This is a genomic window from Salinisphaera sp. LB1 (assembly GCF_003177035.1).
Lineage (GTDB): Bacteria > Pseudomonadota > Gammaproteobacteria > Nevskiales > Salinisphaeraceae > Salinisphaera.
On record NZ_CP029488.1, the window covers coordinates 365,224 to 389,541 of the forward strand.

At 65.1% G+C, this 24,318-nt stretch carries 21 protein-coding genes; 9 read left to right on the top strand and 12 right to left on the bottom strand.

Translation table 11 applies throughout. The features are described 5' to 3' along the window. Positions 1 to 117: 117 nt before the first annotated feature. Entirely contained in the window at positions 118 to 1,209 is a 1,092-nt protein-coding gene (apbC, locus tag SALB1_RS01595; protein WP_109992263.1) for an iron-sulfur cluster carrier protein ApbC, read from the bottom strand. Positions 1,210 to 1,331: 122 nt separating this feature from the next. Here apbC and metG point away from each other — a divergent pair, with 122 nt between their 5' ends. The 5 genes from metG to SALB1_RS01620 all read left to right on the top strand — a co-directional run bounded on the left by metG (position 1,332) and on the right by SALB1_RS01620 (position 7,557). After that, positions 1,332 to 3,395 (top strand): methionine--tRNA ligase, encoded by a 2,064-nt coding sequence (gene metG / locus SALB1_RS01600; RefSeq protein WP_109992264.1) that lies wholly within the window; start codon positions 1,332 to 1,334, stop codon positions 3,393 to 3,395. A gap of 189 nt (positions 3,396 to 3,584) precedes the next feature. Beyond that, complete coding sequence (locus tag SALB1_RS01605) at positions 3,585 to 4,280, top strand: RnfABCDGE type electron transport complex subunit B (protein ID WP_370453214.1); 696 nt, start codon at positions 3,585 to 3,587, stop codon at positions 4,278 to 4,280. A 236-nt stretch (positions 4,281 to 4,516) separates the two neighbouring features. Further along, positions 4,517 to 6,118, top strand: coding sequence for a gamma-glutamyltransferase (ggt, locus tag SALB1_RS01610; protein ID WP_109995219.1), 1,602 nt, complete (start codon positions 4,517 to 4,519; stop codon positions 6,116 to 6,118). Between the two features lie 135 nt (positions 6,119 to 6,253). After that, complete coding sequence (gene nth, locus SALB1_RS01615) at positions 6,254 to 6,901, top strand: endonuclease III (RefSeq protein ID WP_109992266.1); 648 nt, start codon at positions 6,254 to 6,256, stop codon at positions 6,899 to 6,901. After that, positions 6,898 to 7,557, top strand: a complete 660-nt coding sequence (locus SALB1_RS01620) for a fumarylacetoacetate hydrolase family protein (RefSeq protein WP_109992267.1) — start codon at positions 6,898 to 6,900, stop codon at positions 7,555 to 7,557. Before nth ends, SALB1_RS01620 begins: the two co-directional genes overlap by 4 nt. Positions 7,558 to 7,768: 211 nt before the next feature. Here the strand turns inward: SALB1_RS01620 and SALB1_RS01625 are convergent, their stop codons facing one another. The 8 genes from SALB1_RS01625 to SALB1_RS01655 form a co-directional block, all read right to left on the bottom strand. After that, positions 7,769 to 8,500 carry an ABC transporter ATP-binding protein gene (locus SALB1_RS01625; RefSeq protein ID WP_109992268.1) on the bottom strand — a complete coding sequence of 244 codons (732 nt, stop codon included), beginning with the start codon at positions 8,498 to 8,500 and terminating at the stop codon, positions 7,769 to 7,771. Beyond that, positions 8,497 to 9,246 carry an ABC transporter ATP-binding protein gene (locus SALB1_RS01630; protein ID WP_109992269.1) on the bottom strand — a complete coding sequence of 250 codons (750 nt, stop codon included), beginning with the start codon at positions 9,244 to 9,246 and terminating at the stop codon, positions 8,497 to 8,499. The genes SALB1_RS01625 and SALB1_RS01630 overlap by 4 nt, the downstream gene beginning before the upstream one ends. After that, positions 9,243 to 10,253, bottom strand: coding sequence for a branched-chain amino acid ABC transporter permease (locus SALB1_RS01635; RefSeq protein WP_109992270.1), 1,011 nt, complete (start codon positions 10,251 to 10,253; stop codon positions 9,243 to 9,245). The genes SALB1_RS01630 and SALB1_RS01635 overlap by 4 nt, the downstream gene beginning before the upstream one ends. Next, positions 10,250 to 11,116, bottom strand: coding sequence for a branched-chain amino acid ABC transporter permease (locus SALB1_RS01640; RefSeq protein WP_109992271.1), 867 nt, complete (start codon positions 11,114 to 11,116; stop codon positions 10,250 to 10,252). Before SALB1_RS01640 ends, SALB1_RS01635 begins: the two co-directional genes overlap by 4 nt. Before the next feature lie 79 nt (positions 11,117 to 11,195). After that, positions 11,196 to 12,458 (bottom strand): ABC transporter substrate-binding protein, encoded by a 1,263-nt coding sequence (locus SALB1_RS01645; protein ID WP_109992272.1) that lies wholly within the window; start codon positions 12,456 to 12,458, stop codon positions 11,196 to 11,198. Next, on the bottom strand, positions 12,455 to 12,703 hold the full coding sequence (locus tag SALB1_RS18640; protein WP_145961215.1) for a hypothetical protein: 249 nt from the start codon (positions 12,701 to 12,703) through the stop codon (positions 12,455 to 12,457). Before SALB1_RS18640 ends, SALB1_RS01645 begins: the two co-directional genes overlap by 4 nt. Before the next feature lie 560 nt (positions 12,704 to 13,263). Next, on the bottom strand, positions 13,264 to 14,145 hold the full coding sequence (locus tag SALB1_RS01650) for an FKBP-type peptidyl-prolyl cis-trans isomerase (protein WP_255414473.1): 882 nt from the start codon (positions 14,143 to 14,145) through the stop codon (positions 13,264 to 13,266). A gap of 64 nt (positions 14,146 to 14,209) precedes the next feature. Further along, positions 14,210 to 15,421: an argininosuccinate synthase gene (locus SALB1_RS01655; RefSeq protein ID WP_109992273.1), complete on the bottom strand. Its 1,212-nt coding sequence runs from the start codon at positions 15,419 to 15,421 to the stop codon at positions 14,210 to 14,212. 101 nt (positions 15,422 to 15,522) lie between these two features. Here SALB1_RS01655 and rnt point away from each other — a divergent pair, with 101 nt between their 5' ends. Both rnt and SALB1_RS01665 read left to right on the top strand, forming a co-directional pair. Beyond that, positions 15,523 to 16,179, top strand: a complete 657-nt coding sequence (rnt, locus tag SALB1_RS01660; protein ID WP_222843051.1) for a ribonuclease T — start codon at positions 15,523 to 15,525, stop codon at positions 16,177 to 16,179. 139 nt (positions 16,180 to 16,318) lie between these two features. Continuing rightward, positions 16,319 to 17,119, top strand: coding sequence for a 1-acyl-sn-glycerol-3-phosphate acyltransferase (locus SALB1_RS01665; protein WP_109992274.1), 801 nt, complete (start codon positions 16,319 to 16,321; stop codon positions 17,117 to 17,119). 39 nt (positions 17,120 to 17,158) lie between these two features. Here the strand turns inward: SALB1_RS01665 and SALB1_RS01670 are convergent, their stop codons facing one another. The 3 genes from SALB1_RS01670 to SALB1_RS01680 all read right to left on the bottom strand — a co-directional run bounded on the left by SALB1_RS01670 (position 17,159) and on the right by SALB1_RS01680 (position 20,782). Further along, positions 17,159 to 18,142 (bottom strand): alpha/beta fold hydrolase, encoded by a 984-nt coding sequence (locus tag SALB1_RS01670; protein WP_158590579.1) that lies wholly within the window; start codon positions 18,140 to 18,142, stop codon positions 17,159 to 17,161. 101 nt (positions 18,143 to 18,243) lie between these two features. Continuing rightward, complete coding sequence (locus SALB1_RS01675; RefSeq protein ID WP_158590580.1) at positions 18,244 to 19,026, bottom strand: alpha/beta fold hydrolase; 783 nt, start codon at positions 19,024 to 19,026, stop codon at positions 18,244 to 18,246. 40 nt (positions 19,027 to 19,066) lie between these two features. Further along, on the bottom strand, positions 19,067 to 20,782 hold the full coding sequence (locus SALB1_RS01680) for an alpha/beta hydrolase (protein ID WP_109992277.1): 1,716 nt from the start codon (positions 20,780 to 20,782) through the stop codon (positions 19,067 to 19,069). Between the two features lie 80 nt (positions 20,783 to 20,862). Between SALB1_RS01680 and SALB1_RS01685 the strand changes: the two genes are divergently transcribed. Together SALB1_RS01685 and fadD are read left to right on the top strand one after the other, a co-directional pair. Continuing rightward, complete coding sequence (locus tag SALB1_RS01685; RefSeq protein WP_109992278.1) at positions 20,863 to 22,233, top strand: YihY/virulence factor BrkB family protein; 1,371 nt, start codon at positions 20,863 to 20,865, stop codon at positions 22,231 to 22,233. 388 nt (positions 22,234 to 22,621) lie between these two features. Next, entirely contained in the window at positions 22,622 to 24,283 is a 1,662-nt protein-coding gene (gene fadD / locus SALB1_RS01690; RefSeq protein WP_109992279.1) for a long-chain-fatty-acid--CoA ligase FadD, read from the top strand. The last annotated feature ends 35 nt before the right edge of the window (positions 24,284 to 24,318 follow it).

Consider the following 24,318-nt stretch of genomic DNA (forward strand, 5'->3'; position numbering starts at 1 on the left):
GGACATGGTATCCAGGCCTCGACCTCACCGGCCACGCCCCGCACCAGACGAGGCAACGCCCCGCGCGAATCCACGGTCGTCGGGCGGCCCGGCGATTTTACGCCGGGCTCGCGCCGGCTATGTGCTCTCGACCTTGATGTTCGGGAACTTGCTGGCGTAATCCTTTTTCTGCCGCGACAGCCGCGCGGTCGCGTTGCGGGCGATATCGAAATAAGCCGCGGCGATCTGGGAGTCCGGGGCCGCGACCACGGTCGGCTTGCCCGAATCTGCGTATTCGCGAATCGAGATATCGAGCGGCAGCTCGCCCAGCAAATCGACGTCGTATTCATCGGCGAGCCGCTGGCCGCCGTGTTCGCCGAAGATATGCTCCTCGTGACCACACTTCGAGCAGATATGCGTGCTCATGTTCTCGACGATGCCGAGCACGGGCACGCTCACCTTCTTGAACATCTCCACCCCCTTGCGCGCGTCGATCAACGACAGATCCTGCGGTGTGGTGACCACCACCGCGCCGGAGACCGGAATCTTCTGCGCGAGCGTGAGCTGGATGTCGCCGGTACCCGGCGGCAGGTCGATGATCAGGTAATCCAGATCGCCCCAGGCGCTCTGGAACAGCATCTGCTGCAGCGCGGAGGTCACCATCGGCCCGCGCAGGATGGCCGGGCTTTCCTTGTCGATGAGATAGCCGATCGACATGGTCTTGAGGCCGTGGGCGTCGACCGGCTCGATCACGTTCTCGCCGGCGGCCTTGGCGCGGGTGTCGATGCCCATCAGGCGGGGCTGGCTGGGGCCGTAGATATCCGCATCCAGCAGGCCGACGTTGGCGCCGTCGGCGGCCAGCGCCAGCGCGAAGTTGGCGGCCACCGTGGACTTGCCGACGCCGCCCTTGGCCGAGGCCACGGCGATGATGTTGGCCACGCCGTCGATGCGCTTGAGCTGCGACTGCACGGCCTTGGGGCTGATCGAGAAGCCGACGGTCACGTCGGCCTGTTGCACGTCGGCCAGCGCTTCGAGCTTCTCGCGCACGCGCTCGGCGAGTTCCTGACCGTAGCGTCCGCAGGGGAAGCCGAGGTCCAGTTCAAGGGTCACCCGACCGGCATCGACCTCCAGCGAGCGCACGGCGCGCGCAGTCATTAGGTCGGTATCGAGATAGGATTCGTGATATCGGGCCAGTTCGGCCTCGATGCTTTCGCGAAGGGAATCGCTCATGGGGCGCACCGCGTGGTTGTGCGTGTAAATGGGCTGACGCGAATGATAGCAACTCGGGGCCGGCCCACGGGCGCGGTGTGGCATACTGGCGCGCTTTGAAAACTCACGATTTCGAGCACGTCATGGCGCGCGATATTCTGGTCACCTCAGCCCTGCCCTATGCCAACGGCGCGACGCATCTGGGGCACATGCTGGAACATATCCAGACCGATATCTGGGTCCGCTTCCAGAAACTGCGCGGGCACAACTGCCTCGCGGTCTGCGGCGATGACGCGCACGGCACGCCGATCATGCTCAAGGCGCGCGATCAGGGGATTTCGCCCGAGGCATTGATCGCCGGCGTCTCGGCCGAGCGCCAGCGCGATTTCGCCGATTTCCTGGTCGTCTACGACAACTACTACACGACGCATTCCGACGAGAACCGCGAACTGTCGGCGGCGATCTACGAGAAACTCGCCGCCGAGGGCCATATCGCCCGGCGCACGATCTCGCAGGCGTTCGACCCCGAAGCGCAGATGTTCCTGCCGGATCGCTTCATCCGCGGCGATTGCCCGAACTGCGGCAGTCCCGATCAGTACGGCGATGCCTGCGAAGTCTGCGGCGCGACCTACCAGCCGACCGAACTGGGCAACCCGGTGTCGGTGTTGTCGGGCGCCACACCGATCGAACGCGATTCGGAACATTATTTCTTCAAGCTCGCGGATTTCGAGGGCTTCCTGCGCGACTGGATGCGCGGCGACCGCTTGCAGGAATCGATGAGCCGCAAACTCGACGAATGGTTTGCCACCGGCCTGCGCGACTGGGACATCTCGCGCGATGCGCCCTATTTCGGCTTCAAGATTCCGGGCACCGAAGACAAGTATTTCTATGTCTGGCTGGATGCGCCGATCGGCTACATGGCGGCATTCCAGAATCTGGTGGACAAACGAGACGATCCGGAGCTGACGTTCGATCGGTTCTGGGGCCGCGATTCCGACGCCGAGCTGTACCACTTCATCGGCAAGGACATCGTCTATTTCCATGCCCTGTTCTGGCCGGCGATGCTGGAAGGCGCCGGCTTTCGCACCCCGGATGCGATTCATGCGCACGGCTTCGTCACCGTCAACGGCGAGAAGATGTCGAAATCGCGCGGCACCTTCATCAAGGCGCGCACCTGGCTGGACCATATCAATCCGGAATTCCTGCGCTACTACTTCGCGGCCAAGCTGACGCACCGGGTCGAGGATCTGGACCTGAACTTCGAGGACTTTCTGGCCCGGATCAATTCCGATCTGGTCGGCAAGTACGTCAATATCGCCAGCCGCTGTGCGAACTTCATCAACAAGCGCTTCGACGGCAAACTCGCCGCCGAACTCGACCGGCCGGCACTGGTCGAGCACTTCGCCGCGGTCGGCGAGGAAATCGCCGATCACTTCGAAGCGCGCCGCTATGCCCAGGGCATCCGCCAGATCATGGCGCTGGCTGACGAAGCCAATGCCTACGTCGCCGAGCGCGCGCCCTGGCAGGTCGCCAAGGAAGACGGCCGCGACGCCGAACTGCAGGCCATCTGCACCACCGCGCTGAATCTGTTTCGCCAGCTCACGATCTACTTGAAGCCCGTGCTGCCGGTCACCGCCGAGCGCGCCGAGGCCTTCCTGCAGATCGAGCCGCTGGTCTGGGCCGACCTGAACACTCCGCTGCTCGACCACGAAATCGCCAAGTTCAAGCCGCTGCTGCGCCGCGTCGAGCAGCCGGCGATCGACAAGATGATCGAGGCGAGCAAGGAAGATCTGGAAGCCGCCGCGGCGCCGGCCCAGGCCGAGCCGGAACAAGCGAAGGAAGAAAAGAAACAAACCACGGATGCGCCGAAGCCTGCTGAAGACGACGGCATGATCGGCATCGACGATTTCGCCAGGGTCGACCTGCGCGTCGCCCGGGTCGAGTCGGCCGATCATGTCGAGGGCGCGGACAAGCTGCTGTGCCTGCAGCTCGACGTCGGAGAACTCGGCAAGCGCCAGGTCTTCGCCGGCATCAAGTCCGCCTACGACCCGAGCGCGCTGGAAGGCCGGCTGGTCGCCCTGGTTGCCAATCTCGCGCCGCGCAAGATGCGCTTCGGCGTCTCCGAAGGCATGGTGCTGGCCGCCGGCGACTCGCCGCACGTGCTCTCGCCGGACGAGGGCGCCAAGCCGGGTGACAAGATCAAGTAACGCGGCTTCGTTCGTTAAGGCCTGTCCGCAGATCGACACAGATCTACGCAGATCGGTACGGCATGTCTCCCAATGTTGTCGCAGAACGAACACTCGCGAGACTTGACGCCATCAAAGTGGGAGCCGAGCATCGAAGCGATGCGTCTTTGATCTGCGTATGTCTGCGTCGATCTGCGGACAAATGTCTTCTTGTCAGTTTGCATACCTGAGTCACGCCACCGCGCCATGACCGACGCTTCCGTCGACGCCATTGATGCCCTGCTGCCGCAAACCCAGTGTCGGCGCTGCGGTTACGACGGCTGTCGGCCGTATGCCGAGGCGATCGCGGCGGGCGAGACGGATATCAATCGCTGCCCGCCGGGCGGGGCAGCCACCATCGACAATCTGGCCGCGCTGACCGGCATCGCGCCCAAACCGCTCAATCCGGAATGCGGCGATGCCAGCGTGGCCAAGGTGGCCTTCATCCGCGAGGACGAATGCATCGGCTGTACGCGCTGCATTCAGGTCTGCCCCACCGATGCCATCATCGGCGCGGCCAAACAGATGCATACCGTGATCGAGGCCGACTGCACCGGCTGCGAACTGTGCGTGCCGGCCTGCCCGGTCGACTGTATCGACATGCCGGAATCCACGCCCGAAACCGGCCAGCCGCTATGGCCGCCGCAGCGCCCGATCGACGCCCAACGCGCAGCCCGCGCCCGGCACCTGTTCGAAGCGCGCCAGAAACGGCTCAATCGCCGCACCACGCGCAAGCGCCGGGCGAACCGTCATGAGGCGACCCACGACGCCCGCGAGGATGCCGCGGCCACAGCCGAGGCCAAGAAATCCACCATCGCCGATGCCATCGCGCGGGCCAAGGCCAGACGCCAGAAACGCCAGGACTGAATCCGCGCCGGGCGGTCGGCTGGCGGGCGCACGTTCGTCACGCGCCGGCGCCCGTCCCCGGCGCGGTGATTGAACCGGTCGGCCGGGCCGGGGCGACGGCGCCATCGGCGCGTTCGAAAAACAGCCCCGTCGGGGGCCGGGGATTGCCTTGCCGCACGACCAGACCACATATTGCGCGGACCGGGCGGGCGCTTATGCCCCGACTCGATCCCGACGACAGCCATAGGCCGAACTTCATGCATCATCCGACAAGACCCACTGCCCTGTCCCGTCGCGGCATGGTCAGCTCTCCCCATTACCTTGCCAGCGCGGCCGGGCAGGACATCCTGCGCCAGGGAGGCTCAGCGGTGGATGCGGCGATTGCGGTCAATGCCACGCTGGGCGTGGTGTTCCCGCATATGACCGGTATCGGTGGCGATGCGTTCTGGTTGATCCATTCGCACGGTGCCGACCGCCCGATCGCGCTCAATGGTTCGGGCCGCGCCGTGGGCTCGGCCAGTCGGGACTCGTATCGCGCGCGCAATCTCGACACCATTCCCCACCGCGGCGCGCTTGCGGCCGTGACCGTGCCGGGCGCAGTGGACAGCTGGTGCATGGCGCACGCGCGGTACGGCCGGCTGCCCCTGTCGGCGCTTCTGGCACCGGCCATCGAACATGCGCGCGACGGCTATCCGGTCGGCGAATCGCAGGCCCGTTTCACGGCCGAGTGCGTCGACGTACTGCGCGGCTGTGCCCTGGCCTCGGACCAGTTCATGCCCGGCGGGCGGGCGCCCGAGGCCGGCGAATTGATGCGCCACCCGACCCTGGCCGACACGCTGGAGGCCATCGCCCGGTTCGGCCGCGCCGGCTTCTATGAAGGCGAGGTGGCCGCCGAAATAGTGCGGCATCTCGGCACCCTGGGTCAGCAATGGACGGCGTCCGACCTGGCCAATCACCGCGGGGACTGGGCCGAACCACTCTCCACCCGATATCGCGGTGTGGATTGCTATCAGACGCCGCCCAATTCGCAGGGTTTCGCGCATCTGATCATGCTCAATATCCTGGCGCATTTCGACGTCGCGGGGCTGCGCGACAAACCCGCCGAGTACGTGCATTTGCTCGTGGCGGCGACGCGCGAGGCGTTCGCGGTGCGCGACCGCTACCTGACCGATCCCGTGTTTCACGACATTCCGCTGCCGCGCCTGCTGTCGAAGGCCTTCGCCGGCGAGTGCGCCGAACGCATCAAGCAAGGCCTGCCGAACGCCTATCAAGCACGGCCGGCCGGTGGCGACACCACCGCCACGATGGTGGTCGACGGCCAGGGCAATGCGGTGTCGCTCATCCAGAGCATCTACCACGAATGGGGCGCCGCCACCATGGCCGGCGACACCGGGGTATTGCTACAGAACCGCGGCGCCTTCTTCTCACTCGATGACGCGCACGTCAACCGCCTCGAACCCGGCAAGCGCTCGTTTCATACCCTCATGCCCGGCATGGCCTATCGGGACGGCCGCCCCTGGCTCGTCTACGGCACCATGGGCGGCGAGGGCCAGCCGCAGACCAGTACCGCATTGCTGACGCGGATGCTGGATTTCGGCCTGGATCCGCAGCGGGCGATCGACGCGCCGCGCTGGCTCTACGGCCGCAGCTGGGGGACGGCGACCGATGCCCTGCGCGTGGAATCGCGCTTCGATGCCGCGATCGACACCCGCCTCGCCGCCCACGGCCACGAAGTATGCCGCGTGGGCGACTGGGACGGGGTCATGGGCCATGCGGCCGCCATCCGGATCGATGCAGCCACCGGCGTGTTGCACGGTGCCGCCGATCCACGCGGGGAAGGCATCGCGCTGGGTTGGTGAATGCCGGCCAGGTATGCATCGACGCACGGCCGCATATGGCCCGAGATGCGTCGCGCGTTATTCTTGCCCGCGCCAGCGTCAATCACCCGCGCCGACTCGTGCCGACCGAGGCACGCGCCATTCATTGCCCCGGACATGAACAAGCAGAAACGCACCGAAATATTCGAACGATTGAAGGCCGCCAACCCGGCGCCGAAAACGGAACTGGAATACAGCTCGACGTTCGAGCTGCTGATCGCCGTAATGTTGTCGGCCCAGGCCACCGATGTCGGCGTGAACAAGGCAACGCGGAAACTGTTCCCGGTCGCCAATACGCCGCAGGCGATCCTCGATCTGGGCGAGGACGGTCTCAAGCGTTACATCAACACCATCGGCCTTTACAACAGCAAGGCCGCCAACGTGATCAAGACCTGTCGCGCCCTGCTCGACAAACACGACGGCGAAGTGCCGGCCACCCGCGCCGAGCTGACCGCCCTGCCCGGCGTCGGCCGCAAGACCGCGAATGTCGTGCTCAATACGGCCTTCGGCCAGCCGGCGATGGCCGTGGATACGCACATCTTTCGCGTATCCAACCGGACCGGCATCGCGCCGGGCAAGACGGTGCGCGAGGTCGAGGACCGGCTGCTGCGGTGGGTGCCCCGGGCCTATCTACAGGATGCGCACCACTGGCTGATCCTGCACGGGCGGTATGTATGCAAGGCCCGCAAACCGGCCTGCGACGCCTGCGTTATCGTCGACCTGTGCGAATACAAGCACAAGAACCTGCAAGGAGCCACCGAATGAGTTCGTCACACCAGGCCGAAGCCTTCTCGCACCGCGGCACGCCGCGCATCTTCTGTATCGGGCGCAACTATGCCAAGCACATCGAGGAACTGAACAACACGCTGCCCGGCGCCGAATGCGTGATCTTCATGAAGCCGGCTTCCGCTCTGGTCGCGCCCGATGAGGCAGTCCGTCTGCCGGTCGGGCTCGGCGAGATCCACCACGAAGCCGAACTGGTGGTGGAGATCGGCCTGGGCGGCCGCGATATCCGCCCCGAGGCCGCGCGCGAGCATATCCGCGGCGTCGGTCTCGGGCTGGATCTGACGCTGCGCGCCGTGCAGACCGAACTCAAGCACAGCGGCGAGCCCTGGGAACGCGCCAAGGCCTTCGACGCGAGCGCCCCGCTGGGCCCGATGGTACCGCTTGGCGAAAACATGGATCTCGGCGATCTGCATTTCGAGCTGGCGGTGGACGGCGAAGTGCGCCAGTCCGGGCATACCGCACACATGCTGGTGGGCGTTGCCGACCTGATTGCGGTGGTCAGCCGGACCTGGGCGTTAATGCCGGGCGATCTCATCTTCACCGGCACGCCGGAGGGCGTCGGGGCAATCGAACCCGGCCAGCATCTCAAGCTGTCGGGGCCAGGGCTGGCCGGCGCGGCATGGACGCTGGCCTGACGCACAGCCGCCGCGGCCTCATCGCCCGTACGTTCGCACTTGCCCCGGCGACCGGAAACGCGATACCGCGCCCCAATACGGCCCATGGCCGGCCGCCCGAGCCGCGCGGGCCGCAGACGTCGTCCATGGCCAAAGCCGGCGCATGCCGTGCCGGCCCGAGTCGAGCACCGGTGCATGCCGGCGCCGGGGGCGACCGCGCGGCGCGGATGAATCAGCCGATCGCAGCCGAGGCTGAAGTATCGAGGCTGGCGCCCGCCAGCGCCTTGACGCGGTCCTCATCGGCCGCGAGTTCCGCGGCTGAGCCCTCGTGCACGATTGCACCATCGCCCAGCACGTAGGCGCGATCGGCATCGCGCAGCGCCAACCAGGCGTTCTGCTCAACCAGCAATACGGCGATGCCCTCGTCACGCATGGCCACCACGGTCTTCATCACCTCCTCCACGATCACTGGCGCGAGGCCCTGCGAGGGCTCGTCGAGGATCAGGAAGCGCGGATTGAGCAGCAGCGCGCGGGCGATCGCGAGCATTTCCTGTTCGCCGCCGGACAACTGCCCGCCCTTGCTGGTACGGCGCTCGGCCAGGCGCGGAAACAGTTCGTACACCGTATCCAGTGTCCAGCGGCCGCTCGTAGCCGCCGGGACCCGGAGATTGTCATGCACCGTGAGATGGCCGAATATCTTGCGGCCTTCCGGCACATAGCCCACACCGAGCTTGGCAATCCGGTGCGGCGGCCAGCCGGTTACATCCTTGCCGAACAACTGGATGCGGCCCTTGCGCGGCGGCGTCAGGCCCATGAGCGAGCGCAGGGTCGTGGTCTTGCCGGCGCCGTTGCGCCCCAGCAGCGTGACGATCTCGCCCGCCGCCACCCGCAGCGAGACACCATGCAGGATGTGGCTCTTGCCGTAGTAGGTATGCAATTGATCGGCATGCAGGATATCGCTCATTGCGCCGCCCCCAGATAAGCTGCCTGCACGTCGGCATTGGCCGAGATTTCGGCCGGCGTGCCTTCGGCCAGCAGATGTCCGTTGTCCAGCACCGTGATGCGATCGGCCACGTTGAAGATGATGCTCATATCGTGCTCGATGAACAGCATGGTGATGCCGCGTTCACGATGAAGATGACGAATGAGATCGGTCATACGGTCGGTTTCCTCGTCGCCCATACCAGCGGTCGGCTCGTCGAGCAGCAACAGCCGCGGCTCACGCGCCAGCGCGATGGCGATTTCCACCACGCGCTGATCGCCGTGCGCCAGCTCGCCGGCCATGCGGTAAGCAAGATCTTCCAGATGCAGCGTTTGCATCAATTCGTCGATATGGGCACGGACCTGCCGCCGCCGGGCCGGTGACAGCCATGGGCGCAGATTCAGCCCATGCGCGGTTTCCACGGCAATTTCCAGATTCTCGTACACGCTCAGATCCAGAAAGATCTCGGTGATCTGAAAGGTGCGGGTCATGCCGCGATGCACCAGTTTTTCCGGCGACACCCCCTTGACCGACTGCCCGTCGAACACCACCTCGCCTTCGCTGGGCGGAAAGAAACCGCTGATCAGGTTGAACAATGTGGTCTTGCCGGCCCCGTTGGGGCCGATCACGGCCCGCAGCTCGCCCTGCGGCACCTCGATCGAGATATTCGACAGGGCGGTGAGCGAGCCGAAGCGACGGGTGACGTTCTGTAACGACAGCAGACTCATTTGTTGAAACGCCCCTGGAAGAAACCGAGCAGTCCCCAAGGGAAGAACAGCACGGAAAGCACGAAGATCGCACCGATGAACGACATCCAGTTCACCGTGATGCTGCTCAGATAATCCTGCACCACCACGTAGATCACCGAGCCGACCAGCGGTCCCCAGAAGGTCCGCATGCCGCCGAGTACGCAGATGATCACGAAGTCGCCCGACAGGATCCAGTTCATGTCCTCGGGCGAGGTGAAGTTGTTCAGCAGCGCATACAGCGCGCCCGCCAGCGCCGCGACGAAGCCCGAGATCGCGAACGCGATCCAGATGTATACCCCGATCGGCAGCCCGAGAAAGCGCAGGCGCCTGGGATTCTCCCGAATCGCCACGAACGTATGCCCCAGCGGCGAACGCAACACCATCCACACCACCAGACAACCGATGGCGAAGAAGAACAGGGTGAAGTAATAGAAGTTCGTCGGGTCGTGGATATTGAGCACCCAGTTCCCGAAATGGATGTTGGTACGGGAGAAACCGGTCAGGCCGTCCTCGCCGCCGGTCAGACTGTTCCAGCGCACCGCGATGAAATAGAACATCTGGCCGATGGCGATCGTAATCATCGCGAAATAGATGCCCTTTCGGCGCACCGTGAGCGGGCCGAACAGCGTGGCCGCCAGCCCCCCGACGAGCACTCCGACCAGAATCGCCAGCGGCGTGCTGGGCGAGACGAACTTCAGCATCAGCCCGGTGCCATAGGCGCCGAGCCCGAAATAGGCCGCATGCCCGAAGGACAATCCGCCGGTGAAACCGAGCAGCAGATTGAGGCCGAGGGTGACCAGCGCGAAGATCAGCACGCGCGTGCCGAGCACCGTGTAGCCGCCGACCAGCGGCAACCAGAACGGCACGGTGAGCAGCAGCGCCCAGATGACCAGCGCGGATACGAGCCGCGGCAGGTCGATCGCTGGCGTGGTAGCGCGCGCTCCGGTCGCCGCCGGCGATTTCCCTGGGATCGTCGTAGCATTCATTCGAGCAGGCCCTCCTGGCCGAGCAATCCGCGCGGGCGCACGACGAGCACCACACCCATGATTACGTAAATCACCACGTCACTGGCGGCCGGATAATAGGTGGTGACGATGCCGGCCGCCACACCAATGATGATGCCGCCAAGCAGGCTGCCGAGCAGGCTGCCCACACCGCCGACGATGATGGCCACGAAACTCGGCATGATCAGCGAGGCCCCCATGGTCGGGGTCAGGCCGAGACGCCCGGCCGCGAGTACGCCGGCCAGTCCCGCGAACAGGATGCCGACGCCGAAGTTGATCGCGCGCAGCTGATAGATGTTGATGCCCAGTGCGGAAACGGTTTCCAGATCGGCATTGCCAGCCCGAATGCGCACCCCGATCCGGGTATAGCGCAGCAGCGCGAACAGCGAACCGATCGCCAGCAGCGCCAGCACCACCAGAAACACGCGATAGCCGGTGACGAAGAAATAAGTCTGGCTCAGTGGGTGGCTCAGCGCAGCCGGCACATTGAACGGCAGGCCGTTCGCGCCCCAGAAGGTGCGGATCAAGTCCTCCATGATCATCGCCAGACCGAAGGTCAGCAGCAGGCTGAACAACGGATCGCGCGAATACAGCGGCCGGATCAGCACGCGTTCGACGACCAGGCCCAGCAACCCCACGATGAACGGCGAGACGATCAACGCACCCCAGAAGCCGATGACGGGCGACAGGCTGTAGGCGATATAGCCACCCAGCGCCAGGAACCCGCCATGAGAAAAATTGATGATCCCGTTCAGTCCCAGGATCAGGGACAGGCCCAAGGCCATCAGCGCATAGAAAATGCCGATGATCAGGCCGTTGAAGATATTGAACAGCAGAAGTTCCATTCACCCACCTCGCCTAGCGGAAAAGCGCCCCTGGCATGAAGCGCGGGCCGGCGCGCTCGCTCCGGCCCGCGCCATTCCACTACGACGGATAAGTCATCTTGCAGCCCTTCTCCGCGACCGAGCGGGCGATCTTGCTGGAATCCACCACGTCGGCGACGTTGAACAGATCCGGATACTTGCCGTTCGACTTGATCGTGCCCGGATATTCGCTACCGATGAGCTGGTGGTCACCCGCACGATAGACGGCCTTGTTCGGCTGCAGCGCCACCTCCGGCGGCAGCTCCAGCCCCTCGAGCGCTCGGGCGACCTTGCGTGCATCCAGCGACTTGGCTTTTTCGGCGGCCAATGCCAGGGCGTGCGCGCTGGCGAAGCCGAACCAGCTGCGCGCGCTGGGCGTGCTGCCGTTGTTGGCCTTGCGATACGAATCCACGAAATCCGCAACATGGGGCACGTTGGGTTGATCCCAGTACCACTCCATGTTCCACATGCCGTAGCGCGCAGCATCGGGCAGCGACTGCAGCACCTCAAGCTCCATCATCGGCCCGCCTACGCCCATGCTCTTGTTCAGACCGAACTGCGTCGCCTGCTTGAGGGTGTTGATCATGTCGTCGCCCGCGCCCAGTACGATGAGCACGTCCGGGTTGGCCGACTTCGCCTTGATCAGATACGACGAAAAGTCCGTCGTGCCCAGCGGCGCCAGCGCGTTGCCGGCTTCACTGCCGCCCGCCTGCTTCAGCTGGGTCAGATAATCGGCGTGCAGGGCGTGGCCGAAGGAATAGTCCGGCGTGATGAAGTACCAGCGCTTGCCGTATTTATCGAAGATGGACTGAAAGTCGCCCGCGGTGAGCAGCCAGGTCGTGGAACAGGTACGGAACGTGTTCCAGCTGCACTTGTCGCCGGTGACCGAGTCGGCGTGCCCGCCGATATCCATGTAGATGGTGTTCATGTCGCGCGCCGCCTGCGACACCGCCAGTGCCACCGAGGACGATACCGCGCCCATCAGGAAGTGAACCTTATCGCGGTTGACCAGCTTGCGGGCCTTCTGCACCGACTGGCCGACATTGGCCGCACTGTCCTCGACCAACAGCTGTAGCGGCCGGCCCATCACACCCCCCTTGGCATTGATCTGGTCGACGGCCAGTCGCGCGCCGGCGATCTGGTTGCCGCCGAGTGCGGCATAGGTGCCGGTCTGCGGGTCGATCTGGCCAATCTTGATCGGATTGTCACTCTTGGCAAAAGCGCTCACCGCTGGATAGAACAGGGTGGACGCGCCGACCGCGGCCCCCGCCTTGAGCAGGGTTCTGCGGTTGATCTTGTAATCGTCGAAGTCGAATACGCTCATTTTTTCTGGCTCTCCTCGCTGGTGACGGTGCTAAAAAAACCCCGACCGCCGCGGCGATCAGGGTTTGGGCACTTGGGAATACGGATCGAAACGATGGCACATGGGCCGGTCATCGGATGGCTGTTTTGAACATGCGGACGATAAAGCAATACATCACGAGCTCCCGCGCCTGAATCCGGCAACGCGACCGCGCGCCCGCCGAGCACGACGCCGTGCGGCGCCCGTACATTCGCCATCTGTTCCACACTCCCCCCTTTTCGCCGCGTCGCCATGCCAGGGCGGACCGCAGCCGAACCTCATCTTTCTTCCTAGAACGATGAGTTACCAAGGCCTTGAAAAACTGTCAAGAAACGTGATCACTATCGGCACGCTCACCGCTTCACGGGCACGCGTCCGGCGCTCTTGCAGCTCGCGTTTCGGCGCCCCGAAGCCGTCAACGCATGGGCACACGCCTCACATCGCATCAGCGCCCTGCGGGCTCGCCCATTAGTCGCATGGCAAGGCGACTGCCCCTGACGCGGCCTCGATTGCGCACGATTTAGATGATGCATAATGCATGCATCTCGACAGATTCCACGGCCGCCGGGCAGGCGCGCGGTGGCCGGCCGAGCCGTCCCCAAGGTTGCCTGATGGGCCGCACGCTTTGCATTGACGGTGCCGGGCGCGACGCCCCGGGCCGCAGCCCTTTCGTCGGAAATCGACCCGCGGCCTCGTCGTCGCCCGGCCGCGGCCGGCCGTCCCCCGAAACGCAAACCGCCGGCTCAAGGGCCGGCGGTCTGCGCAGGGTGCGAGGCACGATGCTCGACTAGTTTCCGCTACCCGCGCTGCTGCCCGAGTCGCCATTCGAGCTGTCGCTCGAACCGGAACTGTCACCCGAATTGCCGTTGCCACTCGAGCCCGCGCCCTTGTTCTTCTGCACGCTGATCAGTTTCACGTCGAAGATCAGGGTTTCATTCGGGCCAATCTTCGAACCGGCACCACGCTCGCCGTAGGCCAGATCCGGCGGGATGAACAGCTTGTATTCACCGCCGGCGTGCATCAGCTGAAGGGCCTCGGTCCAGCCCGGGATCACGGCATTGACCGGGAAGGTCACCGGCTTGCCACGCTTTTTCGAACTGTCGAAGACGGTGCCGTCGATCAGCTTGCCGGTATAGTCCACGGTCACGCTATCGTTGGCGTCCGGCTGCGGACCGTCACCCTTCTTGATCACCTTGTACTGCAGACCGTCCTTGAGCGTCTTCACGCCGGGCTTGGTCTTGTTCTGGGCCAGAAACTTCTGGCCGGCCTTGAGATTGGCTACGGCCTTCTGTTGCTGCTGCTTCTTCTGGGCGGCTTCCATGTCGGATACCACGCCCTGCATCACGGTATGCAGTTGCTTCTGGCTCAGCTTGGTCTTACCGCCACTGACCACATCACGCACGCCCTGGGTCAGTTGGTCGAGATCCACATCCATCGGCAGATCCTTGAGCGAATTGCCGATGTCCATACCCAGCGCATAACTGCGTTTTTCCTTCTTGTTGGCGAACTGCTCGGACGCGCCGGCCTTGGCCTTGGCATTGTCGGCCTGGCTCGTGCTCGATCCGGACTGGCTGTTATCGCCGCCGGACTGAGTATTGTCCGAGCCCGACTGGTTGCCGCACGCCGTCAGCGCGAAAGCGCAGGCAAACAGTGCAATCGTTCGTTTCATGGCCTCTTTCCTATCCATTGTGGCAAGGCAAGCCTACGTGAAAGGCTTGGTCAGCTAAAGCATGTCAGCGCTGGCGGTGACCAAGGCGCAACCGCAGCGCATTCAGGCGGATAAAGCCGGCCGCGTCCTTCTGGTCATAGGCGCCGCGGTCGTCCTCGAAGGTGGCGATGGCCTGGTCGAACAGGCTGTCCGATTCCGACGCCCGGCCGACTACGCTCACCGCACCCTTGTACAGCTTCACGCGCACCACGCCGTTGACGTGCGTCTGCGACTGGTCGATCGCGGCCTGCAGCATCTCACGCTCGGGCGAGAACCAGTAGCCGTTGTAGATCAGCTTGGCATAGCGCGGCATCAACTCGTCCTTGAGATGCGCCGCCTCGCGATCCAGCGTGATCGACTCGATCGCGCGATGCGCCTTGAGCATGACCGTGCCGCCCGGCGTTTCATAGCAACCACGCGACTTCATGCCGACATAACGGTTCTCGACGATGTCGATCCGGCCGATGCCGTGCGCGCCGGCCCGTTCATTCAACTTCGCCAGCACCTGATACGGCGTGAGCGGCTCGCCGTCGATGGCGACGATATCGCCCCGCTCGAAGGTCAGGTCGATCTCCTGCGGGGCATCCGGCGCGGCTTCCGGCGCCACGCTCCATTCCCACATCGAATCCTCGGCCGGCGTCCACGGGTCTTCCAGCACGCCGCCTTCATAGGAGATGTGCAACGCGTTGGCGTCGGTGGAATAAGGCGAGCCGCCATCGACCTTCTTGCGGATGTCGATGCCGTGGGCCTCGGCATAGGCCAGCAGCCGCTCGCGCGAATTCAGGTTCCACTCGCGCCACGGCGCAATGACCTGGATGCCGGGCATCAGCGCATAGGCGGACAGCTCGAACCTCACTTGGTCATTGCCCTTGCCGGTCGCGCCGTGCGCAATGGCGTCGGCACCGGTCGCCTGCGCGATTTCGACCAGTCGCTTGGAGATCAGCGGGCGCGCGATCGACGTGCCAAGCAGGTACTCGCCTTCGTAGATCGCGTTGGCGCGGAACATGGGATAAACGAAATCGCGCACGAACTCTTCGCGAAGATCGTCGATGAAGACTTCCTTCACGCCGAGTTTCTCGGCCTTGGGCCGGACTTCGTCGAGTTCCTCGCCCTGGCCGATGTCGGCGGTGAACGTCACCACCTCGCAATCGTACTCATCCTGTAACCACTTCAGGATGACCGAGGTATCGAGGCCGCCGGAGTAAGCCAGCACGACCTTGCGCACGTCACTGCTCATTGCTGCAATCCGCTGCCGTAGGAGTGTTTGAAGGCCGCTCAGTATACAGAATCGCGTCGCCACCGGTCCCGCCGAAGCAGCGCAGCTGCTACCATGCGGCCATGATCGATTCCCATGATGAAGCCGCGACCACGCCGCGGATGGCCACTCGTTTTCGCGGCTTTCTGCCGGTGGTAATCGACGTGGAGACCGGCGGCTTCAATGCCGCGACCGATGCCCTGCTCGAAATCGCTGCCGTCACGGTGGGATTCGAGGAGGATGGCCAGCTCGCCGTGCGCGAATCGGCGTCCTATCACGTAACCCCGTTCGAGGGTGCCAACATCGAGCCGGCCTCGCTGGAGGTCAACGGCATCGACCCGCACCATCCGCTGCGCCCGGCCATCCCCGAGCGCGACGCGCTGGGCCGCATCTTTCGCATGGTGCGCGAAACCATGAAGACCGACGGCTGCAAGCGCGCCGTGCTGGTCGGCCACAATGCGCATTTCGATCTCGGTTTTCTCAACGCCGCGATCGCGCGCAGCGGCATCAAACGCAGCCCGTTTCATCCGTTTTCCTGCTTCGATACCGCCACGCTGGCCGGGGTCGCCTTCGGCCAGACAGTGCTGCGCCGCGCCGCTACGGCGGCCGGCATGAGCTGGGACAACGACGCGGCACACTCCGCGCGCTACGATACGGAACAGACCGCGCGCCTGTTTTGCACGATCGTGAATCGATTCCAGCCGATCTACGAAGCTGTGCCGCCCGAACCGCAGCGTTGACCCCGCCGACAACGCCGGCGTTGTCGGCCTGCGGCGGCGCTGGCTAAACTGCGTTCGCAATACCGCGCGGGCAACCGGCTATCTATAGCCGTTTGCCGCGCGACGTCGTACGATTTCGAACCGGCCACGATACGCGCCTATGTCCACGACTTCCTCCTTCGCCACGGATCACCCCCTGCTCGGCCGCATCGGTCTGGGCTTCAAGGCCGTGCGCTTCGGCGCCACGCTGCTGCTCGGCCTGGTGCTGTTGCCGGCGGTCCCGTTGCTGGGCCGGCGCAGCAAGTATCTGATCAACTGGTGGTTGGGCCGAATGCTCGGCGCACTGCATGTGCGCCTGGATGTGGATGGCAACGTGCCGGCCGGACCGATGCTGGTGGTGGCCAATCATTGTTCGTGGATCGACATCCTGGTGCTCGGCCGCATCTTCAACACGGCATTCGTATCCAAGGCCGAAGTGGGCCGGTGGCCGGTGGTCGGCGCGTTCGCCCGTGCCGGCGGCACGCTGTTCCTCGACCGCGGCCAGGGCAAGACGGGTGAAACGAGCGCATCGATTCGCGCGATGCTGGCCTCCGGTCGCTCGGTGCTGTTCTTCCCGGAAGGCACGACCACCCCGGACCCCAACCCGCGGCGGTTTCATGCCCGTCTGTTCGCGGCCGCGATCGAAGGCGGCTACAACGTGCTGCCGGTGAGCCTGCGCTACTGCGACGACACCACGCCCCCGGGCATGCATCATGCGCTGGCGCCCTGGGTGGACGGGGCCCCGCTGTGGCCGCATTTCCAGCATCTATTCCGGCTGCGCGCGATCCGGGCCGAAGTACGGGTCTGCGCGCCGCTTGATCCCCGCGGTTACGACCGTCGCAGTCTCGCCGAGGCGGCCCGGATGGCGGTGGCGCATCGCCAAGCCGTCGCTGCGGCCCGCAGCCGCCGGGACGGTAAATAATACGGCCTCGCGCGGGCCGCGGCAGGCATGCCCGGCCCGTCAGGCCGAGGCCGGCAGGCGCGGCTTGAGTGCGCCGTCGGCTGCGAGCCCGCGAGCGGCGTAATAGTCTGCGCCGTCGGTTCCGTCGTAGCGGCGTTCGTTGAGAAAGCGACGAATCACCCCGGCCGATTCGTTGGCTCGCATCAGCAGAAACAGATGCCCGCCGCCACGGACGACGTGCAGATACGATTTGGGTATCAGCCAATACAGGATGCGGCTGTTGACCAGCGGCACGATCGGATCGTCGTCGCCGCCCATGATGAGCGTCGGACAGTGCAGGCGATGCAGGCGATGCGCACTGGTCCAGCCCAGCGAGGCAATCAACTGGTTGATGTAGCCGCGTGTACTCGGCCCGCTGGCATAGCGACCGCGACGGCTGATCAGTTCCGGCCGCCGGCGCACCAGTCCGCCGTAGAGGCCCGCCACCGCGACCGGCGGCGTTTCCGCGCGCTCGTAGCGTCGCGCCGCCGCCAGACGCTTGAGCGTACTCGAGCGCGTGGCGAGACTCGGCCAGCCGATGGCGCTGGACGCTAGCACGAGCCGATTGACCTCGGCGGGATGATCCAGCGCGAACTGCTGGGCGAGCGAGCCGCCCCAGGACAGGCCAACGACATCCAGCGGCTCGTCGTAGCCGAGACGCAGTAGAAAGGTCGAGATCAGATCGGCGTACCAGCCCATCCGTCGCGGCACGGCCAGGGCCGGCGAACGCCCCGCCCCCGGCATCTCGGGCACGATGATCTCGGCGTCATCCAGCGCGTTGACCAGCGGCAACAGCATATCGAGATTCGCGCCCATGGCGTTCAGGACCAGCATGGGCCGGCCACGGCCGCGACGAATGCCGTAGCGCAGGCGCACGCCGTCCACATCAATCCAGTCAACCTGGATCCGGGTGCGGCGTCGCAATACACTGTGTTCGGGCGGCAGCCGCCGGATAGCACGCAGCGAGTGAATTTTTTTTCCTGACGGATCGGACATCAGCCTCATGCGACTCGTATCGCCGCCCATGTGCTCGACAGTAGAGCCTGCCGGACGTTGTGACAAGGCACCGTCGGCCCCCGGCTGGCGCAAGCCAAGACATCCGTCGCTCAGATCGCTTCACCGCCCGGCTGCGCCGGATGCGGCGTATCCAGGAATTCCTCGATCCGCCGGGCAGCTTCGTCCGGGCGTTCCAGCACCAGCCAGTGCCCAGCGCCTCGCATGATCGAAAGCCGCGAATCCGGGATCAGCAGGCCGAGCAGGCGGACATTGGGCAGCGGCACGACCTGATCATCGTCGCCCGCAAGGATGAACGTCGGCATGCGCAACCGATGCAACCAGGGCAGGCTCGAGAAGCCCGCCATGGCATAGAGCTGGGCCGCGAATGCCCGTCGCGTGGGCGGGCAGGCCCGGCGCACGGCCGCGGCCACCGCCGCGCATTCGTCGGCACGCCGGCCGCCGAACAGTGTACGCACATCGCGCCCATCGGCCACGGCCCGCCCCGGGCCGCCGGGCCAGGCCAGACGCCACAGGCTGGCCGCTCGGCCGGGCAGCATGAGCGGACCAATCGAAGTCGCCACCAGCACCAGGCGCCGGACCCGCGCGCCATGATCCCGCGCCAGACGCTGCGCCAGCAGGCCACCCCAGCCTATGCCGAGCACGTCGACGACATCGTGTTCCAGCACATCGCACAAGCGCGCCGCCCGAGCGGCCAGACCGGCCATGCGCGCCATTCGCGGCGTGCCCGGCGTGCCGCCGATACCCGGCGCGTCGAAGCAGATGGTGGAGCGCGACAGCGCATCGCAGAATGACTGGACAACGCGATGATCGGCAAGAAAATCGTTGCAGATCAGAAGCGGCGGCCCGCGCCCGGCGGTACGGGCGACGACCATCGCGTCGCCGCCGATATGAAAAGTATCGATGCGACATGTGTCAGCGTTGGCGCACATAACGGCCGGGCGCACTCTCGATGGGCTCGAAGTCGTCATTGCCGAAAACCTCCGGAGCGGGCACGGTCGGCCCGCCGTGCGCACGACACCAGTCGATCCAGTCGGGCCACCAGGACGTCCCGGCGGCGCGCGCGCCGCGGCGCCACTCGGCCGGCCCGAGTTCGTGATTGTCGTTGACCCAGAAGCCCCGAGCCGCATGCGCTCTTTTCGGGCCCGGCGGCGATACGATGGCCTGGGCATGGCCACCGGCGCCGAGCACGAACCGGCGGCGGCCGCGGAACATCTGCATCGAGCGGTAGCAGGCCTGCCAGGGGGCGATATGGTCGGCGGCGCCGCCCAGCACGAACACATCCTGCTCGATGGCCGAGAAATCGATCCGCTGATCGCCGAGCCGCAGCCCGCCGGTGGTGCGCAGCTGATCGTCGCGATAGATGCCGAGCAGATCGGCGTGCAGACGCGCGGGCAGACGCGTGGTGTCGCTGTTCCAGTACAGGATGTCGGACGCCGGCGGTGTCTCGCCGAGCACGTAGTTATGGGTGACGAAGCGCCATACCAATGCATCCGGCCGTTGCCAGGCAAAGGCGCGCGCCAGGGCCGCGCCCTCGACGACGCCGTCGCCGCTCGCACGCGACAACGCGCGCGCCAGGGTCTCGTCTTGGCCCGCGGGCACATCGGCCAGACTGTGCGGCGATTCGAGCAGGGTCACGAACAGCGACAGGCAGGCGATCCGCTCGCCGTCTCCCGCGGCCGCCAAGCGTGCCGCCGCGGCCGCGGCCGTCAGCCCGCCGGCACAGGCCCCGGCCAGCTTGACCGGATGCCGGCCGGTTACCCGCCAGACGATTTCAACGGCCTGCTCCGTGGCCTCGACGTAATCGGCCAGCCCCCAGCGGCGCTGTGCCGCCGTCGGGTTGCGCCACGAGACCGCGAAAACCTGCTGCCCGCTGACCAGCGCGTGGCGTGCCAGGCTGTTCTCCGGGCTCAGATCCAGCACGTAGTATTTGTTGATCTGTGGCCCGACCAGCAGGATCGCCGATGCGTCGACCTGTTCCGTATGGGGCGTGTACTGGATCAACTCGCAGATCGCGTCACGATAGATCACGGCGCCCGGCGTGGCTGCGATGTCGACGCCCAGGGTGAAGGCCTCCGGATCGACCTGGCGCGGCAGCCCGCGGTTGTCGCGCAGATCGCGCAGCAACTGATACATCCCGGTCACCGCCGAGCGGCCTCGCGTGGCAAGCAGGTTGTCGTAAAACCCCGGATGGGTCAGAAACAGATTGGCCGGCGACAGGGCGGCGATCAGGTGCTCGACCGCGAACGACAGCTGCCGGCGGCGGATGTCCGGCAACCCGGCCACGCCCACCACCTCGCGCAAAGCCTGTGCAAGCACCAGATAAAGACGGGCCACGCGGCCGAATACGGGACTGGCCCGCCAGGCCGGATGAGCAAAGCGCGGGTCATCCGCCGTGGGGCGCGGGCCGCCGCGCCCCAGCAGAGCAAGGGTCAATCGCATGCCAAACCGCGCTTCGATACGCAGGGCCGCGGCCGGGTGGCGGGCCAGCACGCGCAGCAGTTCGGCCGCCGCAGCGCCGATATCCGGCCACTGGGCGTCCACCGTTGCCAAAGCGCCCGGCCCTTCGCCGACGCTGGGCCGGCCGTCCACGCGCTCGACCGGATCCGATACCTCGGCTGGGTGGTTCACGGCGCCTCCTGTTGTATCGACGTCTGTCGACGTCGATTGATGGTTACAATGGGCCCACGCGTTTTTCAAGCGAGTCGTACATGGGATGGGTGGGAGCCTTGGGCCGCCGGTTCAACGCCATCGTCTGGCAGCCCGAGCTTGAGCGCCTGCATGGGCCGCGCCGCTGGGCGCTCGTCGCCGTACGTATCCTGCTGACGCTGATCGAGGATTTCCGTAACGGCGAGATCACCATGCGCGCCATGGGACTCGTCTATACCACGCTGGTCTCGCTGGTCCCGCTACTGGCGCTGGCGTTCTCCTTGCTCAAGGCCTTTGGTGTCGATAACGCCCTGCGGCCGGTGCTGCAGCGCTTCCTGTCGCCACTCGGCGCCGGCAGCGGCCAGATCATCGACAAGATCGTGGACTTCGTGCAGAACGTTCAGGTCGGCGTACTGGGCGCGATCGGCATGGTCACGCTGATCTATTCCGTCGTTTCGCTGATCCAGAAGGTCGAGGCCGGCTGCAACTATATCTGGCACGTGCGCAAGCCCCGCTCGATCGGCCGCCGGGTGACCGAATACATCAGTGTACTGGTCGCGGGGCCGCTGGTAATCCTCGCCGCAGCCAGCATGACCGCCACCGTGAGTTCGAACAGTACGGTCGGTTGGCTGACATCGATCGAGCCATTCGGCGCGGCGTTGTATCTGGCCGGGCGCATTCTGCCCTATGTGCTCTATGGCATCGGCTTCACGGTATTGTTCAAGTTCATACCGAACACCCGGGTCTGGCTGCTGCCGGCGCTCGGCGGCGGCGCCTTCGCCGGCGTGCTCTGGCAGACCGCCAGCCTCGGCTTCGCCTGGTTCGCTCACAACGCCGGCAATGTCAATGCGATCTATTCGAGCTTCGCGATCCTGATCCTGTTGCTGATCTGGCTCTATGTTTCCTGGATGATCCTGCTGCTCGGCTGCCGGGTGGCGTTCCTGCTCCAGCACACCGAACGGCTCACCCGGGGCGACTATCCGCCCCGGCTGGGGGCAGCCGAGCGCGAGCGCCTGGCCTTGCTGATCACGACCCTCGTGGCCGATCGCTTCATGCGGGGCGGCATGCCGTGGACGACATCGGCGCTGGCCCGGACGCTGCGCGCCGCGCCCGATCATATCCAGGACATCGCCGACCAGCTCGTCACCGGCGGAATTTTCATCGAAGCGGGCGAGCTCGGCACGACACTGCTGCCGCGCCGTGATATCGCCGAGGTCCGGTTGGCTCGGGTGGTGGAGATCGTGCGGGCCGGCGATCCCTCGGCGCGCGCCCAGCCGCGCGACACCAACGCAGCCCGCGCCATCGACACGCTCATCGGAAAGATCGAACAGGCCGGGCAATCCGTCTACCGCGACCGTTCGCTACGCGACATGGCATTGCAGCTCCACGCCGAAAGCGAAAGCGTAGATGGCAAACTGGCGGACTCAGCCTGAGCCGCGCCACCATGCGACGGCGCGATGCCAGATATGACAAGATCAATCGTTGCCGGTACGCGTCCACGACAACGGTTGTTCAGGGCCTGTTGCCGTTTCGTACACGTGCCGCTTTGGAGACCGCAAATCCGTCGAGACAAGGCGCGCGTGGCCGGTCGTTGCGTGCCACGATCGAGACACGCAACGCCGTTGCGGCGCCATGATTGATTTTATAGGCGGCCCAACCCGAAGGGACAAGCGCCCGACGATTGACGACACGACGGCAATCCAGCGTTGGTGCGCTCTCACGTAGAATGAACTACGCCACGTTCGCTACGCCTCGTCTTGCCGCAAAACAGCACTTGGCACGGACGCGGATGAAATGGCAACAGGCCCTAGAGGAGAGACCGTGAACAAGACCTGGCTAGAGCAATACCCGGACGGAGTGCCCGCCGAAATTCAGCTCGACGTTAAACGCACGCTCGTCAATGTCATTGAGGACAGTTGTCGCGAATTCGGCGACGCGCCTGCGTTCTCGAACATGGACGTCGAGATGAGCTATCGCGAGATCGAGGCTCAATCCCGCCATTTCGCGGCCTATCTCCAGCACGATCTCGGGTTCTCGAAGGGCGACCGCGTCGCCATCATGATGCCGAACCTGCTGCAGTACCCGATCGTGCTGTTCGGTATTCTTCGGGCCGGCATGGTCGCGGTCAACGTCAACCCGCTGTACACGGCGCGCGAGCTCGAGCACCAGCTGTCCGACGCCGGCGTCCGGGCCATCGTGATCGTGGAGAATTTCGCGGCCACACTCGAAAAGGTGGTCGACAAGGTGCCACTGGAAACGGTCATCACCACCCAGGTCGGCGACTGCCTGCCGACGATCAAGCGCACGCTGGTCAATTTCGTCGTCAAACACGTCAAGCGCATGGTGCCGGCGTTCAAGCTGCCGGGCGCGATCACGCTCAACACGGCGTTGTCGGGCGGCGCCAAGCAATCGATGAAGCCGGTCGCGGTCGAGCCCAACGACATCGCTTTTCTGCAATACACCGGCGGGACTACCGGGCTGGCCAAGGGTGCGATCCTGACGCATCGCAACATGGTGGCCAATATCGAGCAGGCCCAGGCCTGGCTCGACCCCTGGACCGAAAAGGGCCGCGAGCTCATCATCACGCCGCTGCCGCTCTACCATGTATTTGCGTTGACGGCGAACTGCCTGGTCTTTCTTCAGCAGGGCGGCAAGAATGTGTTGATCACCAACCCGCGCGACATTCCGGCGCTGGTCAAGGAGTTCGACAAGCACAGGCCGACCGCATTCACCGGCGTGAACACCCTGTTCAACGCGCTGGTGAACAACGCCGACTTCGCCAAGCTCGATTTTTCGGCTCTGAAGATCACGCTCGGCGGCGGCGCGGCGGTGCAGAAGGCAGTGGCCGAGAAATGGCAGAAAATCACGGGCGTACCGCTGATCGAAGCTTACGGTCTGACCGAAGCCTCGCCCGCGGTGTCGATCAACCCGCTGAACCTGGAAAGCTACAATGGCTCGATCGGCCTGCCGATCTCCTCGACCGACATCTCCATCCGCAATGAAAACGGCGACGAAGTCGAGCCCGGCCAGCCCGGCGAACTCTGCGTCTACGGGCCCCAGGTGATGGCGGGCTACTGGAACAAGCCCGAGGAGAACGACAAGACCTTCTTTGCCGACGGCTACCTGCGTACGGGTGACATCGCCCAGTTCGACGACAAGGGATTCCTCTATATCGTCGATCGCAAGAAGGACATGATTCTCGTGTCCGGCTTCAACGTCTATCCCAACGAGATCGAGGATGTCGTCGCCTCGCACCCGAAAGTGATGGAGGCCGCCTGCGTGGGCGTCGAGGACGAAAAATCCGGCGAAGTGGTCAAGGTGTTCGTGGTCAAGCGTGACGACAGCCTCACCGAGGACGAACTCATCGAATTCTGCCGCCAGGAGTTGACCGGCTACAAGGTGCCCAAGCAGGTCGTGTTCCTCGACGAACTACCGAAATCCAATGTCGGCAAGATCCTGCGCAAGGAACTGCGGGGCTCATAACCCTGACCCGACACGCGCCTCGATTCCGGCTTTTC

Bases quoted from the DNA above. Each gene is read 5' to 3' on its own strand.
- apbC (WP_109992263.1), bottom strand. From the start codon at position 1,209: ATGAGCGATTCCCTTCGCGAAAGCATCGAGGCCGAACTGGCCCGATAT.
- metG (WP_109992264.1), top strand. From the start codon at position 1,332: ATGGCGCGCGATATTCTGGTCACCTCAGCCCTGCCCTATGCCAACGGC.
- ggt (WP_109995219.1), top strand. From the start codon at position 4,517: ATGCATCATCCGACAAGACCCACTGCCCTGTCCCGTCGCGGCATGGTC.
- nth (WP_109992266.1), top strand. From the start codon at position 6,254: ATGAACAAGCAGAAACGCACCGAAATATTCGAACGATTGAAGGCCGCC.
- SALB1_RS01620 (WP_109992267.1), top strand. From the start codon at position 6,898: ATGAGTTCGTCACACCAGGCCGAAGCCTTCTCGCACCGCGGCACGCCG.
- SALB1_RS01625 (WP_109992268.1), bottom strand. From the start codon at position 8,500: ATGAGCGATATCCTGCATGCCGATCAATTGCATACCTACTACGGCAAG.
- SALB1_RS01630 (WP_109992269.1), bottom strand. From the start codon at position 9,246: ATGAGTCTGCTGTCGTTACAGAACGTCACCCGTCGCTTCGGCTCGCTC.
- SALB1_RS01635 (WP_109992270.1), bottom strand. From the start codon at position 10,253: ATGAATGCTACGACGATCCCAGGGAAATCGCCGGCGGCGACCGGAGCG.
- SALB1_RS01640 (WP_109992271.1), bottom strand. From the start codon at position 11,116: ATGGAACTTCTGCTGTTCAATATCTTCAACGGCCTGATCATCGGCATT.
- SALB1_RS01645 (WP_109992272.1), bottom strand. From the start codon at position 12,458: ATGAGCGTATTCGACTTCGACGATTACAAGATCAACCGCAGAACCCTG.
- SALB1_RS01650 (WP_255414473.1), bottom strand. From the start codon at position 14,145: ATGAAACGAACGATTGCACTGTTTGCCTGCGCTTTCGCGCTGACGGCG.
- SALB1_RS01655 (WP_109992273.1), bottom strand. From the start codon at position 15,421: ATGAGCAGTGACGTGCGCAAGGTCGTGCTGGCTTACTCCGGCGGCCTC.
- rnt (WP_222843051.1), top strand. From the start codon at position 15,523: ATGATCGATTCCCATGATGAAGCCGCGACCACGCCGCGGATGGCCACT.
- SALB1_RS01665 (WP_109992274.1), top strand. From the start codon at position 16,319: ATGTCCACGACTTCCTCCTTCGCCACGGATCACCCCCTGCTCGGCCGC.
- SALB1_RS01670 (WP_158590579.1), bottom strand. From the start codon at position 18,142: ATGAGGCTGATGTCCGATCCGTCAGGAAAAAAAATTCACTCGCTGCGT.
- SALB1_RS01675 (WP_158590580.1), bottom strand. From the start codon at position 19,026: ATGGTCGTCGCCCGTACCGCCGGGCGCGGGCCGCCGCTTCTGATCTGC.
- SALB1_RS01685 (WP_109992278.1), top strand. From the start codon at position 20,863: ATGGGATGGGTGGGAGCCTTGGGCCGCCGGTTCAACGCCATCGTCTGG.